Raw genomic sequence first — 14,258 nt, forward strand, 5'->3', positions numbered from 1 at the left:
TCGGCTGCGGCGGGAAATAGGTCGGCACAGCAGCCACCTGGTTTGCGAACTGGTAACGCACACCGAGCCGGAATTCATGAGCCGTCAGGTCCTTGAATTCGGACCGGGTCTGGCCGGATCCGGTGTTGTAATATTTCACCGTTTTGGCCGTGCCCAGATTCTTGTACCGGTACCCGGCATCGAGGCTCCAGTTCGGCGTCATCGCATAGGAGGCGCCGGCCATCAGAGCCCAGGCGAAGTTCCATTCGCCGTGCGATCCGTCATAGTTGGTCGTCACACCGCCCGGGTTTTCCGAAACCGTGTTGCTCGTATTCACGTAAGCCGCACCGATACCGGCACCGACGTAAGGCGTGAAGTTGTTCCAGGTGCCGATGTCATAATAACCGTTCAACATCAGGGTCCAGACATCGATGTCCGTGGTTTCCTTGGAGAAGCCGCCGGTACAGCCGCCGCAGACCGCATAGCCGGTGGCTTGCGCCGGCGTTTCGTAATCCAGGGTGACGTCGCCACGCAGGTGATCGGAGAACTTGTAACCGACACCGACGCCGATCATCCAGGCGTTGTCCATGCTTTCGCGCTGATAGCGCAAGTTACCGACAACCGGATCGTTGAAGCTTCCGTCCGGATCGCCGTAAAGCTTGTAGCCGATATCGCCGCGCAGGTACCAGCCACCGACGGCCGGAACTTGCGGAATGTGTTCGATGACCGGTGCCGGAAGGTCGGCAGCGAAGGCTGCAGTCGACATAACAACCGCGATGCCGGCCAAAGACAATCGCTTAAAATACATGACCATGTCCTAGTCCTCTTCTTCAGCCGTCCGCACGTTCGGTTGCGGTTCGCGCTTGAATCACAGGTCAACAATGGTCGGAATTCATTAAAGGTGACTTAACCGTACTCATTAACCGAGTTTTTTTACCTTAAGAATTACTTAACAGCCCTGTTTTTGTTTACCCTTCATAAAGAAAAGGCGCTGCCTTCCGCGAGGCAACGCCTGTTTTCGATAAAACCGATCCTTGGTGTTGGTCAGGCCGCGGATCGGGCCACGGAATCCGCGATATCGTTGACCACCTGATTGACGAGATCCGCGTCGTCGCCTTCCGCCATGACACGGATGACCGGTTCGGTGCCGGACGCGCGGATGACAAGGCGGCCGTTCTTGCCAAGACGGCCTTCGCCATCCCGGATCGCGGATTTGACGTCTTCCTGTTCCAGCGGCTCTCCGCCTTGGTAGCGGACGTTTTTCAGGAACTGCGGCACCGGTTCGAAGCGGCGGCAGACTTCCGACACCGGCCGGTTCTGATCCTTGACGCAGGCCATGATCTGCAGGGCTGCGATCAGGCCGTCCCCGGTGGTGGCGAAATCCGACAGGACGATATGACCGGATTGCTCGCCGCCAACGTTGTATCCGTCCGCCCGCATGCGTTCGACCACATAGCGGTCGCCCACCTTGGTCCGCACAAGGCCGAGGTCGAGGCTCTGCAGATAACGCTCCAGCCCGAGATTGGACATGACGGTCGCCACGATCCCCGGTGCGGTCAGCCGGTTATTCGCCTTCCATGACTGCGCGACGACGGCCATGAGCTGATCGCCGTCGACCACCTGACCGTTCTCGTCGACGATGATCACGCGATCCGCGTCCCCGTCGAGCGCAATACCGATATCCGCCCGGACCTCGTGGACCTTCTTGATCAGGGCATCGGTGGAGGTCGAGCCGCAATCCTTGTTGATGTTGAACCCGTCCGGCGAAACACCGAGCGAAATCACGTCCGCTCCCAGCTCCCACAGGGCCTCCGGCGCGACCTTGTAAGCGGCCCCGTTGGCGCAGTCGATCGCAACCCGGAGACCTTCGAGGCTCATCTCCCGCGGCAGCGTGCGCTTTGCGAATTCGATATAGCGCTGCTGGGCGCCCTCGATGCGCTTTGCGCGGCCCAGGTCCTTCGGACCGGGAAGAAGCGCACTCATGTCGCTTGTCGCAATCCGCTCGATTTCCAGTTCGATGGCGTCGCTCAGCTTGAACCCGTCGGGGCCGAAGAACTTGATGCCGTTGTCCTGGAAGGGATTATGCGACGCGGAGATCATGACGCCGAGATCCGCCCGAAGCGAGTGAGTCAGCATGGCAACGGAAGGGGTCGGCATGGGGCCTAAGAGAAAAGCGTCCATGCCGACGGAGGTAAACCCGGCAACCAGCGCGTTCTCGATCATGTAACCGGACAGCCGGGTATCCTTGCCGATCACGACCCGGTGCCGATGGCCGCCGTTCTTGAAGGCAATCCCGGCAGCCATTCCGACCTTGAGCGCCATTTCGGCGGTAATGGGGAACGTGTTTGCCTGCCCGCGAATGCCGTCCGTGCCGAAGAACTTGCGCATGTGTGTTTGTCGCCTGTCTGAGAATTATCGTTTTGCTTCTTTTATCCCGGATTATGGCAAAAAACGGTTCAAAAATTATGAGCAAGTATTACGCTCCACACACAAAAATGCCCGGTCAAAGCCGGGCATTTTCTCTTTTTGCGTTCCGGTCAGGCCTGGGGCTGCGGCTCCATTCCACCGGTCGGCTCGTCTCCGCCACGCTTGACGCCTGTAGTGGGAACGGCCGAGGAGCGTCCGATCGGCTGATCGTCGTCGGTGTCGCGAACCGGCGGCTTGCCGTCGAGGAGACCCTTGATCTCGTCGCCGGACAGCGTTTCGTATTCGAGAAGTCCCTTCGCGATAATGTGCAGCTGATCCTCATGATCGCGGAGGATCTTGTTCGCGGTCTCATAGCCCTGATTGACGAAGGACTTGATCTCCGCATCCACCACCTTCTGGGTTTCATCGGAAACGTGCTGGTTCTTGGCAACCGAGTGTCCGAGGAAAACTTCTTCCTGGTTTTCGCCGTAGAGCAGCGGACCGAGCTTGTCCGACATTCCGAACTGGGTCGCCATGGCCCGTGCCAGCTTGGTTGCCATCTGGATATCGCCGGAGGCGCCGGACGTGACCTTTTCGTAGCCGAAGATCATTTCCTCGGCCACGCGGCCGCCCATGGCAACCGCAAGGTCGGCCTTGCACTTGGCCCGGGTCAGGGACACCTGGTCCTTTTCCGGCAGGCGCATCACCATGCCCAGCGCACGTCCGCGCGGAATGATGGTCGCCTTGTGGATCGGATCGGATGCTTCCTGATGCAGGGCGACCAGAGCGTGGCCGGCCTCGTGATAGGCGGTCAGCTTCTTTTCTTCCTCGGTCATCACCAGGGTACGGCGTTCCGCACCCATCATGACCTTGTCCTTGGCATCCTCGAACTCGGCCATGGTCACCAGCCGCTTGGAGCGGCGGGCGGCCAGAAGAGCGGCCTCGTTGACCAGGTTCATCAGGTCCGCGCCGGAGAAGCCCGGGGTGCCGCGCGCCAGCGTCTTGACGTCGACGTCCGGGGCAAGCGGAACCTTGCGCATGTGAACCTTGAGGATCTTCTCGCGACCGGTGACATCCGGGTTCGGCACGACGATCTGACGGTCGAAACGGCCCGGGCGCAGCAGCGCCGGGTCGAGAACGTCCGGACGGTTGGTCGCGGCGATGATGATGATGCCTTCGTTCGGCTCGAAGCCGTCCATCTCGACGAGCAACTGGTTCAGCGTCTGTTCACGTTCATCGTTGCCGCCGCCGAGACCGGCGCCACGGTGGCGGCCGACGGCGTCGATTTCATCGATGAAGATGATGCACGGCGCATTCTTCTTGGCCTGTTCGAACATGTCACGCACTCGCGATGCGCCGACACCGACGAACATTTCCACGAAATCAGAACCGGAAATGGTGAAGAACGGCACGTTGGCCTCACCCGCGACCGCACGCGCGGTCAGGGTCTTACCGGTTCCCGGAGGCCCGACGAGCAGAACACCGCGCGGGATACGTCCGCCAAGGCGCTGGAATTTCTGCGGATCGCGCAGGAACTCGACGATTTCCTGTAGGTCTTCCTTGGCTTCGTCAATGCCTGCGACATCATCGAAGGTCACGCGGCCATGGGCTTCCGTCAGCAACTTCGCCTTGGACTTGCCAAAGCCCATGGCCTTGCCGCCCGAACCCTGCATCTGGCGCATGATGAAGATCCAGATCCCGAGAATGATCAGCATCGGGAACCAGTTGATCAGCGCTGCGAGGATGTTGTTTCCTTCCGCCGGGGGCTGCGCGTTGATCAGCACGCCCTTGGAGCGGAGCAGATCCACATATTGCCCGGCACCTTCCGGCGCGTAGGACTGGAATGCGCCGCCGCTGCTGTAATGACCGGTGATCTTCTGCTTCTGGATGGTGACGTCCTGAATGTTCCCCTGTTCCGCCTGATTCAGGAACTGGGAAAAGGCGATTTCATTCGGTGCCGTCCGCTGCCCGGGGCTCTGAAACAGCTGGAACAGGGCGATCAGCAGGAGTGCGATAATCACCCAGAGTGCGAAATTGCGAAAATGTGCGTTCATTTCGATCCCTTTACCGCCGCACGCAAGAACTTGCGCGGCGTTAGTACTCACCTGTCAAGATAGGTCGCGGAAGCCCATCTGCCAAGGCGGTGCGCCATTCTTGCGCATCGCGTCTGACTTTTTCCTTAAGGAACTTATCTCGGCATCGGCATCTCGGTTGCAAGATTGTCAATAAATGCAAGCCTCTGGTCCCTGTCCGTCTTGCTCCTTGGCGGGCATGTCCGCGGTCTGGTCGGGTAGCCGGCAAAGCTCCACATCGGACATAAACCCGGCGCCGTCCGCTTCAAAAAGTCCGGGCACAAACAACAGCCTGTCATCGACCCGCAGGGCTGGAGCACAGGTGAAAGCCGGTTTCGGCCAGCCGGCAGGCCAATCGACAAGGGTGGACGTCCCGGGCTCCCGGTCCAATGGACCGAGCGTGAACGTCCTGTCCGCGCCCTCGCCTACGGCCTCTTGCCGACTGTAGCTGTAACGATTGTCCCAGACCCCTTCCGCCCCCTCCGCGAGGCAGATGCGTGCCGGCAGTTCCCTGCCCGCCTCTCTCCAGACGAAGAGATCACGGCCCTTTGCAAGGACAATCGCGCCCGACAGTGTCTGTTGGCCGCCTCCGGCCAGAACGCGCTCCTCGATAAATTCCAGTTTGGCAAGGCGCAACGGCATGTCGCGCCCCGTCACCCGCCGGATCATTCGCGCCAGCAGTCGCAGGCGCACCTCCTGCGGCAGCCCGGCCAGGACCGCGAATTCCACACGAAGGGGTCCGGCCGGATGTTCGGTAACGGACGTCGTCCAGACGTTTGCCACCCACGTATCGACGGCATCGGCCGCCCGTCGCAGGCGCCGCGTGGTTTCGACAAGACGGTCCGAATCAAGCCCCTCGTCCGCCAGAAGCCCGGCCATGGTCCTGAGCCGGACGCGCTTGTAGTCCGGATTGCGGTTTGAGGGATCATCGGCCCAGGAAATGTTACGCGCGGCGAGTTCGCCGATGAGCCTCGCCTTGGGAAGCCCCAACAAGGGGCGCATCAGCCGCAGCCCGTGCGGGCCGTTCGGTTGATCGGGAGCCATGGCGCCCAGACCGTAGACACCGCTGCCGCGGGTCAACCGATCCAGGAACGTCTCGACCTGATCGTCCCTGTGATGGGCAAGAAGGAGACAGTCGATGCTGGCGGCGCGCATTTCCTGCGCCATGAGCCGGTACCTGGCATCGCGAGCTTTCGACTGAATGTTCGACACCGGCTTTTCGCCTTCCCAGACCAGGATCCGGTGATCCAGGCCCAGTTGTTCGCAATGGCGCGAAACGGCTCGCGCCTCCAGGGCACTCTCGTCGCGAAGCCGATGATCGACGGTCAGCACCAGAACCCGGCCGGTCCAGCCCGTTTGCAGTCGCCAGTCGTTGAAAAGATAGAGAAGCGCAAGAGAATCCGGACCACCTGAAACACCCAGCGCAAGGGCGTCGGTTCCGGTCAGCGGATCGAAGAGCTGTTTGACCTCGTCTTGCGTCAGAACAGGAACGTCGTCGGGCCGGTCAGGAACACTTGCCACGGCGCTGCTCGTCGCGCGCCTGATCGAGAACCGCCGGCGCCGCGTTCGGGTATTTGTTCAGAAGTTCCGAGAAGGTTGCGCAGGCCGCACCATTCTCGCCGAGGCCGTTCAGTGCCAGACCGAGCTTCAACAGGCTGTCGGGGCTTTTTTCGCTGTCCGGATGATCGGTATAGGTCTTGAGAAAGGCATCCGCCGCTTCCCGGTAACTCCGTTGGGCCAGCAGGCTCTCGCCGAGCCAGTACTGGGCATTCGCGGCAAGCCGGTTGTCGGGATAGGTGTCAAGAAAGGCGCGGAAGCCCTCTTCCGCCGCCTTGTACTCTCCGTTGACCGCATAGCTGTAGGCCCGGTCGTAATCGGCCCGGGGATCACCGCTCGGCGCCAGGCCCGCCATGAGATTGCCGGCAGCTTCCGTGCCGTTGTCCCCCTGGCCCACGGGCGGCAAGCCGCCATTGGGCTGGCCGCCATTGCCCTGACCGCCATTGCCCTGGCCGCCCGAAAGGCCGCCGGCCAGGGCGCCCAGGTCGATCGGTCCGTTTCCGGGCAGGCCTCCGGATGCGCCGCCATTGGAACCGCCATTCTGGTAGCCGCCGGACGCACCCCAGTCGCCGTCGCCCGATCCGCCGGACGGCAAGGTGCCGAGCGTCTGGACGCTGTCGGCGAGATTGCCCGCGGGCGGTTCCGGCTGTCCGGCATCGGACCGTTTGCCCGGCTTCCCGCCGCCTTCCAGCTGCTGGAAGCGATATTCATTGTCTTCCTGCATGCGCCGGATCTGATCCTGCAATTCCCGCACCTGGTAGGACAACTGCTCGATATGGCCGGTCAGAACGCGCATCCGCTCTTCCATTTCGTCGATCCGAACATTCGAATTGTCGTTCTTGCGGCCGAACAATTGCGCCTGTGACGGGCTGGCAAGCGTGATCAAAGCCAGCGCGGCCAGGATTGCCGACAGTGCTTTCAATTTCCCCATTCCAATCCTCCGTCTTGTGCAGGACCTGTGTCCTACTCAAGGGCTGGATACCACAGGGCGCGCGGAGTTCGGCCAAAATTTGGCATGAACGCCGATTTTTTTGCACACCGCGCCCCGGCCTCCGGGCAAAACGAAAGAGGCCGGGCGAACGGCCCGGCCTCGATCCTTAACGGATACGGATCCGTTAACTCGATGCGTTGTTCAAAACGGTCACGGCGCGCCGGTTCTGCGACCAGCAGCTGTTGTCGTTACACACGGCGACCGGCCGCTCCTTGCCGTAGGAAATCGTCTTGATGCGCGAGGCGGAGACGCCGCGGGAAACCAGGTAGTCCCGGGTCGCATTGGCCCGGCGCGCGCCAAGGGCAAGGTTATACTGCCGAGTGCCGCGCTCATCTGCGTGCCCTTCGACGGTAATGGTGTATTTCGAGTAGCTGCTCAGCCACTGGGCCTGCTTGTCCAAGGTCGCCTTGGCTTGCGCGTTGAGCGTCGACTGATCTTCTTCGAAGAACACGCGATCACCCACATTGACGACGAAATCCTGACCGGTACCGGGCTTCACGTTGCCCTGAAGACCATCCGGCTGTGTCTGGGCGCAGGCGGCGACGAACAGCATGGCACCGATCACGGCCATGAATTTTGCGCCCCGCGCCAACTTCCCCAATTCAAACATTCTCGTTCTCCTATCCCCACCGGCCCCGACAGGGTGAACAGTTTCTAGCCAAAGCTGGTTAAGACCGTCTTGGCAAAACTGGTTAACAGTTTCCTAATCGATCCGCAGCTTGTCCCTGCCGGTCGCCCCGGTCCCCCTAGTCGATCAGCGGCGACCAGGACGGATCCGATGCGAAGGACGGCGTGGTAACACGCTGCTCGTTATAGCCGGTCAGATCGACCGTCCAAATCTGAGGCCCGCCATTCGCGCCCGGCGTATCGCGGAAGAACACGAGAACACGGCCATTTGGTGACCAAGCCGGGCCTTCATTGTGATAGCCCTCGGTCAAGATGCGTTCTCCCTTGCCGTCGGGGCTCATCACTCCGATCATGAACCGGCCCTGATGCTGCTTGGTGAAGGCGATCAGGTCGCCGCGCGGCGACCACACCGGCGTGGAATACCGGCCCGGGCCGAAGGAAATCCGCTGGGCGTTCGACCCGTCGGCATTCATCACGTAAAGTTGTTGCGATCCGCCCCGGTCGGACTCGAACACCACCCGCTTCCCGTCCGGCGAATAGGACGGACTTGTGTCGATGGCGGCGGTGTTGGTCAGGCGCGTCGTCCGCCGCGAGCGGAGATCCATGGAGAAGATATTGGCATTACCGCCCTCCTCCAGGCTCATGATCACCCGCTGCCCATCCGGCGAAAACCGAGGCGCGAACGTCATGCCCGGGAAGTTGCCGACGATCTCCCGCTGCCCGGTCTCGATGTTGAGCAGATAGACGCTCGGATCGGTGCCGCCATAGGACATGTAGGTGATTTCCTGGCTGGTCGGCGAAAAGCGCGGAGTCAGAACCAGTTCGTCGCCCCGGGTGAGATAACGCACATTGGCCCCGTCCTGATCCATGATGGCCAGGCGCTTCACCCGCTTGTCCTTCGGACCGCTCTCGTCCACGAAGACGATCCGTGTGTCGAAGTAGCCCTTCTCGCCTGTCAGCCGTTCATAGACCGCATCGGCGATGATATGCGCCAGCCGGCGCCAGTTTTCCGGTGTCGTGTAGAATTGCTGCCCGAGCATCTGCTGGGACACGGTAACGTCCCAGAGCCGGAATTCGGCCCTGACACGGCCATCGGCCTGTTTGGCGACCGACCCGGCCAGCATGGCCTGAGCCCCGATGGTACGCCAATCACCGAAGCGCGGCTGGGTATTCGCGCCCATGTTCTTCTGGATGAAGCTTGCCGGATCGAGGGGCTTGAACAGGCCCGACCGCTTCAGGTCGGCCGCGATCACGGCAGTCATCTCTTCGGCAAGCTTGGCGTCGCCGCCTTCGGGCGAGAACACCGGCAAGGCGATCGGCAGAGGCTCGACATGACCTTGTGTCACATCGATCTCGATCAGGGCTCTCGCCGGCTGAACACCGGTCAGGAAACCTGCCGCCAGTCCGAATGACATGAGACACACGGCTGCCAACGCCTCCAGGCGGGGCAGGAAACGAATTGCTTTTGTCTTGTCGCACATGAGCGAAAGGGCTCCTTGCTTTCTCAAATTCATCCTACCCGCCGATCATCTCGCGCGGGTCGAAATTGATAATCACTTCCTGCCAAGCCTCGTACTTCGATGCTGGCAACGAATAGGGGGCGCACCGCATAACGGCTCGGACGGCACTGCTCGCCGCCGCCCGGAACGCGGGGTTCGAGTTGGAGTTCAGGACTTCCGGGCTGGCCGAAACCTGGCCGGAACGGTCCAGACCGAACTTGACGCGAACCTTCAGATCTTCCGCGCCGACGGCGCCAACCGGCGGGCTCCAGCATCTTGCGATCTGCCCCCTGAGCGCATCAAGCTCCGATTGGCTCATATTCACATTGGTGTCCTGGCTCAGACGGCTGCCAAGGGACGCGGGGTCCTGGGATGTCGATCCGCCTCCCGTGGGTTCCACCTTGTTGAGCAGGGCCGCGATTTCATTGGGCTTGAAGTCCTTTTCCTTCGGCTTCTCCGCCGTCTGCGTCGGACGCGGCGGCTTCGGCTTTGTCCTCGGCACGACATTGGTCCGGATCGGCTCGGGCGCCGCCGCCTCCGGGGCCGGCTCCGGAGCTTTCTCCGCCGGAGCTGGTTCCGGCTCCGGTTCAGGAGCAGGCTCGGGGGCCGGCGCGGGTTCGGGTTCGGCAGGAGGTGCCGGTTCCGGGGTCGGTTCCGGGGCCGGCGCGGGTTCCGGTGTCGGCGGTGTCGGCTGCGCCACTGCGGGCTGATCCGGTTTTTCCGTCGGCTCTGCAGGTTTTTCTTTCGGCGTTTCGGACGGCTTTACGGCGGCAACCTCCCGGACTTCCGCATCCTTTTCGCCTTTCTGCAGGCGGGTGATGTCTTCCACCGGCACCAACTCGACGGGAAGGGAATCGACAGGAGGTGTCGTAAAGCTTCCCGCGTCCGGAAAGGCGATCAAACCCCAGAGTAGAACGGCCGTATGACCGGCCAAAGACGCGATGAGGCCAACGCGCATAACTGAGTTACGAGCCCTTTTCGTCGAGCGTTACGAGGCCGAGCCGCTTGAACCCGGCGGCATTGATCCGGCCCATGATCTTCATCATGGTGCCGTAGTCAGAGTGTTGATCACCGCGCACGTAGATGCGCTCGTCGTAACCGTTCTTGGCAATGGCCTCGAGTTTCGGCACGACTTCGTCGATGGCGATTTCCGTGTCCTGAATGAAGATCTGGCCGGACGCAGTGACGGAGATCGTTATCGGCTCCGTATCGCCTTCCAGGGCCTTGGCCTTGGTTTCAGGCAGATCGATCGGCACCCCCACCGTCAGAAGCGGAGCGGCCACCATGAAAATGATCAGGAGCACCAGCATCACGTCCACCATGGGCGTAACGTTGATTTCGCTCATGGGCGCATGACGCCGACGACGCCGACGACGGCCGCCGCCCGCTCCCTGACCCGATCCCACCTGCATGCCCATGGCTTACGACCTTTCGTCGATCTGGCGGGAAAGGATGGCGGAAAACTCGTCTGCGAACCCTTCCATGCGGGCGACCGCCTTGCCGACATCCGCGGAAAACTTGTTGTAGGCAATCACGGCCGGAATGGCGGCCAGAAGACCCAGTGCCGTGGCAAACAGGGCTTCCGCGATACCCGGTGCAACGACGGCAAGGTTGGTGCTCTCCGAAGCGGCGATCGCCTGGAAAGCGGTCATGATCCCCCACACCGTTCCGAACAGGCCGATGAACGGCGCAGCGGAACCGACGGTTGCCAGAACCAGAAGGCGGCTCTCAAGACGTTCGCCCTCGCGCTGGATGGTGACGTCCATCACCCGGTCGATCCGCTGCTGAAGGCTGCCGATGGCGGGCTTTGCCCCCTCATGGCTGCGTTTCCATTCCCGCATCGCGGCGACGAAAAGGGCGGCCATGGAATGGTTGGTCCTGTGATGCAGGGTGCCGTAAAGCTCTTCCAGAGACTGCCCGGACCAGAACACGGTCTCGAACCGGTTCATCTGGCGCTTGGTCCGCCCCATCAGCAGGAACTTGTCCAGGATGATCGCCCAGCACCAGACAGAGGCGCCGATCAGGCCGATCATCACGATCTTCACGACAATATGTGCCTGCCAGAAAAGTGCAAAAAACGAAATACCGCCATCTGGAGTCGCCAGCGTCGACTGAACAAGTTCATTCATGAAACGTAAGACCTCTTGGTCGTGTAATTTGCCAGAGCCCTGGCTTTCGGAGCATGGGTTGCGTGACGTTGCCGGACCGCCGCTCAGAGCCTCTCTGACCGCTGATTTTGGCGAAACTTCGACTTTGTCAAAGACTTTGCCTGAAGAACAAAGGAATCAATTAAGGTTACCGCCCAATTAATGCTTTGGGCGAATCTCAAAATATTTCCCCGACTCCGGAAAAAGTGACCGCCTTCGAGATCGAAAATATCAGAGCCCGCCGAGGCGACGTGCCAGATCTGCCGGCAGACGCGTGGGTTTGCCGTCGGCGGTAATGACGGCGACCACCACATGTGCGGCAACCAGCAGGTCTTCGCCGCGGCAGATCTCCTGATCGAGGACGATACGCGCGCCCTTCAGTTCCGAAAGCCGTGTCCGGACTTCCAGAACGTCGTCAATCGTCGCAGGCTTGCGAAAGTCCATGTTCATGGTCCGCACGGCAAAGGCCAGAGATTGCCCGGTTTCCCCCGCCTTGAGTTGCGCGTGATGAATGCCGGCAAGACGCAGAAAATCGGAACGGCCCCGCTCGAAAAAGCGCACAAAGGCGCCATGATAGACGATGCCGGTGAAATCCGTGTCCTCATAATAGACGCGGACCGGCAGCACATGAACGCCGTCGTCAAGACGGCCGGCAAGATCGGGCCAGGTGGTCACCGCAGTCTCCAAACTCAATATCAGGGCACATGAAACAGGTTCCACGTGACAAAGTACATGCAACGGGGCCCAAATGGCAGAAGGCCTCGCAACGGACCAGAGCCGGCGGAGCCTTCGGTTTTGTCGTTGAACCTGATCAGGCGGCGGCGACCTCGGCCAGGAAGCTCTCGACCGACTTCCTGAGCTGTTCTGCCTGCTGCTTCATCTCCAGCGTCGCTTCGCGCATCTGCTCGACCGATCTGGAGTTTTCCACCACATCATCGTTCAGTGAGGCAACGGCTTCGGACACGTTGCGCGTTCCACCGGCCGCTTCCGTCACGTTCTGCGAGATTTCGGATGTTGCCGATCCCTGCTGCTGGACCGCCGAGGAAATGGTCGTCGTGTAGTTGTTCACTTCCTCGATCGAGCTCGAAACGTTCTGGATTTCCTGAACGGCATCGGTGGTCGATGCCTGAATCGCCGAAATCTGGGCCGAAATTTCTTCGGTCGCCTTGGCGGTCTGCTCCGCCAGCGACTTGACTTCGGACGCCACGACCGCAAATCCGCGCCCGGCTTCCCCGGCCCGCGCCGCCTCGATGGTTGCGTTCAGGGCGAGCAGGTTGGTCTGCTCGGCGATTTCCGAAATCAGCGACACCACATCGCCGATCTTGTTGGCCGCCTCGGCAAGGCCCTCGATCTTCTGATTGGAGGTCTGTGCGCTCGTCGTGGTCTGACCGACGATCTCCGCGGTGGTTGCCACCTGCCGGGAGATCTCGGCAATCGAGGCGTTGAGTTCTTCCGTCGCCGAAGCGACCGCCTGCACGTTGGCGGAGGCGTTCTCGGAATCACTCACCGCCCCGGCGCCGCGTTCGGCCGCCGCTGCAGACCGGTCGCTGAGCACATTGGACAGGTCATCGACCCGGCGGATGTTATCCTCCACCACGGCCAACACCTGCTGCGCCTCGGCTCGGAATCCGCTGATCAGCGAATCGATCCGCTGTTCACGCTCCTCACGAGCGACATGACCGACCTTGCGTTCTTCGGCAAGCCGCTCCCTTTCGATGGAATTCTCCTTGAAGATCGCGATGCACCGCGCCATGTCGCCGATCTCGTCGCCGCGCTCGGTGGCGTCGATATCGACCTCAAGCTCACCGTCCGCGATCCTGCGGGCAGCGGAATTCAGCGTGTTGAGAGGTGCGAACATGCGCACGGTCAGCCACCAGATCAGGCCGACGATCGGCAGCATGCACAGGATGCCCACCAAAATCACGCCATAGGTAATCTTGCTGGCCGCTGCCGTAAGTTCGGTCTGCGGAACGGCCTCGATCACGCCGTAAGTCTTGTCATGAACCTGCGCTTCGGAGCGGAAGAAACGGTAGAGCGTATCGTCGAGCGACAGCAGGTCCGGACCGTCCTGCACATCTGCAAGCTGAAATTTGCGAAGCGCGCTGCCGTCGGCACCGAGTTCGATGGCCGTGCCCGCGCTGTCGACGAGAAAATTCGATTCATGCTCGCCGATCCCGGTCGGCTCGTTCAGCAGCGCGGCAAAGCGGTTCATGTTGACCGACAGGCCGACCGCGCCGAAGTAGCGGTCCATGTAATAGATCGGAGCGGCAATCACGAGGGCGACCTTGCCGGCGTCCGACACCACAAAACCGGAGCTGTACATGGTTCCCGGCTTCAGCGTTTCGTCGCCGGCCGCTTTCATGACCTGATCGAGAGCCAGCTTGAACGTGTTCTGCGCCAGTTCCGGTGCGACGATGTTACGGGCGAATTCGGATCCCTTGTTGTAGGAATAGACGAAATCCCCGTCCGGACTCATCAGCGCGATATCGCCGAACAGGCCCTGGTTCACGATCTTCTTGAACGCCTGATGTACGATCTCGTGGTTGGTGATGTAGTAGTTGTCCGCGCCCTCGGGGGTCACCAGAAGATGCCTCTGATCGGCCGGGTTCGGATTGTCGTCGACGAAGAATTTGCGCAGGTCCTGTTTCTCGCCGTCCTCCAGGCTTTTCCAGCCGGCATTGGCCTTCAGGAGCGCGTCCTTTGCATCTTCGAGGGAGACGAAAAAGCCCGCGCTGTCGCGGACCTGCTCGAGCGCCAGTTCCAGCGTCTTCTGCTTGCCGAGCGTCGCGCTCTTGAGCGCGGCGTTGGCCTGGGTGTTCGCGACACCGCTGGCAAGGTTGGACGTGACCAGCACGATCGCCAGACACATGACTGTTGTTCCGGCAAGGAACATCAAGGCGAGTTTTGTGGATAGGCGCTTACGAATCATCCGTCCCCCCATAGAGATGGGGGATAATTTGCGGAAGTTCGCAAACAAACC

Annotated in this window: 11 protein-coding genes and 1 pseudogene; all 12 read right to left on the bottom strand. The window is 61.2% G+C overall.

Going from position 1 to position 14,258, the window contains the following annotated elements; all coding sequences use genetic code 11:
* Window positions 1–106 precede the first annotated feature (106 nt).
* A pseudogene (locus ACN0SO_RS13250) lies at window positions 107–793 on the bottom strand (outer membrane protein); the annotation flags it as partial.
* 230 nt (window positions 794–1,023) lie between these two features.
* The gene (glmM, locus tag ACN0SO_RS13255) at window positions 1,024–2,367 is read right to left on the bottom strand and encodes a phosphoglucosamine mutase (RefSeq protein WP_417678405.1); all 1,344 of its coding nucleotides are present in this window, start codon (window positions 2,365–2,367) and stop codon (window positions 1,024–1,026) included.
* 149 nt (window positions 2,368–2,516) lie between these two features.
* A complete protein-coding gene (gene ftsH / locus ACN0SO_RS13260; protein ID WP_417678407.1) occupies window positions 2,517–4,439 on the bottom strand; it encodes an ATP-dependent zinc metalloprotease FtsH in 1,923 nt (640 codons plus the stop codon).
* Between the two features lie 168 nt (window positions 4,440–4,607).
* A complete protein-coding gene (gene tilS, locus ACN0SO_RS13265) occupies window positions 4,608–5,978 on the bottom strand; it encodes a tRNA lysidine(34) synthetase TilS (RefSeq protein WP_417678409.1) in 1,371 nt (456 codons plus the stop codon).
* The gene (ybgF, locus tag ACN0SO_RS13270; RefSeq protein WP_417678411.1) at window positions 5,962–6,945 is read right to left on the bottom strand and encodes a tol-pal system protein YbgF; all 984 of its coding nucleotides are present in this window, start codon (window positions 6,943–6,945) and stop codon (window positions 5,962–5,964) included. The genes tilS and ybgF overlap by 17 nt, the downstream gene beginning before the upstream one ends.
* A gap of 184 nt (window positions 6,946–7,129) precedes the next feature.
* Complete coding sequence (pal, locus tag ACN0SO_RS13275; RefSeq protein ID WP_346892122.1) at window positions 7,130–7,615, bottom strand: peptidoglycan-associated lipoprotein Pal; 486 nt, start codon at window positions 7,613–7,615, stop codon at window positions 7,130–7,132.
* Between the two features lie 136 nt (window positions 7,616–7,751).
* Complete coding sequence (tolB, locus tag ACN0SO_RS13280; protein WP_417678780.1) at window positions 7,752–9,047, bottom strand: Tol-Pal system beta propeller repeat protein TolB; 1,296 nt, start codon at window positions 9,045–9,047, stop codon at window positions 7,752–7,754.
* Window positions 9,048–9,147: 100 nt separating this feature from the next.
* Window positions 9,148–10,089, bottom strand: a complete 942-nt coding sequence (locus ACN0SO_RS13285) for a cell envelope biogenesis protein TolA (RefSeq protein ID WP_417678414.1) — start codon at window positions 10,087–10,089, stop codon at window positions 9,148–9,150.
* A gap of 7 nt (window positions 10,090–10,096) precedes the next feature.
* On the bottom strand, window positions 10,097–10,549 hold the full coding sequence (gene tolR / locus ACN0SO_RS13290; RefSeq protein ID WP_417678416.1) for a protein TolR: 453 nt from the start codon (window positions 10,547–10,549) through the stop codon (window positions 10,097–10,099).
* Between the two features lie 3 nt (window positions 10,550–10,552).
* The gene (gene tolQ, locus ACN0SO_RS13295) at window positions 10,553–11,260 is read right to left on the bottom strand and encodes a protein TolQ (protein WP_417678418.1); all 708 of its coding nucleotides are present in this window, start codon (window positions 11,258–11,260) and stop codon (window positions 10,553–10,555) included.
* Window positions 11,261–11,509: 249 nt separating this feature from the next.
* A complete protein-coding gene (gene ybgC, locus ACN0SO_RS13300; RefSeq protein WP_417678420.1) occupies window positions 11,510–11,953 on the bottom strand; it encodes a tol-pal system-associated acyl-CoA thioesterase in 444 nt (147 codons plus the stop codon).
* A 136-nt stretch (window positions 11,954–12,089) separates the two neighbouring features.
* Complete coding sequence (locus tag ACN0SO_RS13305; protein ID WP_417678422.1) at window positions 12,090–14,207, bottom strand: methyl-accepting chemotaxis protein; 2,118 nt, start codon at window positions 14,205–14,207, stop codon at window positions 12,090–12,092.
* Window positions 14,208–14,258: the final 51 nt, after the last annotated feature.

This window comes from Roseibium sp., assembly GCF_048260565.1.
Classification (GTDB): Bacteria; Pseudomonadota; Alphaproteobacteria; order Rhizobiales; family Stappiaceae; genus Roseibium.

What these genes read in the sequence shown, in the direction of transcription:
- ftsH (WP_417678407.1), bottom strand. Translation starts at nt 4,439, where the DNA reads ATGAACGCACATTTTCGCAATTTCGCACTCTGGGTGATTATCGCACTC.
- pal (WP_346892122.1), bottom strand. Translation starts at nt 7,615, where the DNA reads ATGTTTGAATTGGGGAAGTTGGCGCGGGGCGCAAAATTCATGGCCGTG.
- tolR (WP_417678416.1), bottom strand. Translation starts at nt 10,549, where the DNA reads ATGGGCATGCAGGTGGGATCGGGTCAGGGAGCGGGCGGCGGCCGTCGT.
- tolB (WP_417678780.1), bottom strand. Translation starts at nt 9,047, where the DNA reads ATGTCATTCGGACTGGCGGCAGGTTTCCTGACCGGTGTTCAGCCGGCG.
- glmM (WP_417678405.1), bottom strand. Translation starts at nt 2,367, where the DNA reads ATGCGCAAGTTCTTCGGCACGGACGGCATTCGCGGGCAGGCAAACACG.
- ACN0SO_RS13285 (WP_417678414.1), bottom strand. Translation starts at nt 10,089, where the DNA reads ATGCGCGTTGGCCTCATCGCGTCTTTGGCCGGTCATACGGCCGTTCTA.
- ybgF (WP_417678411.1), bottom strand. Translation starts at nt 6,945, where the DNA reads ATGGGGAAATTGAAAGCACTGTCGGCAATCCTGGCCGCGCTGGCTTTG.
- tolQ (WP_417678418.1), bottom strand. Translation starts at nt 11,260, where the DNA reads ATGAATGAACTTGTTCAGTCGACGCTGGCGACTCCAGATGGCGGTATT.
- ACN0SO_RS13305 (WP_417678422.1), bottom strand. Translation starts at nt 14,207, where the DNA reads ATGATTCGTAAGCGCCTATCCACAAAACTCGCCTTGATGTTCCTTGCC.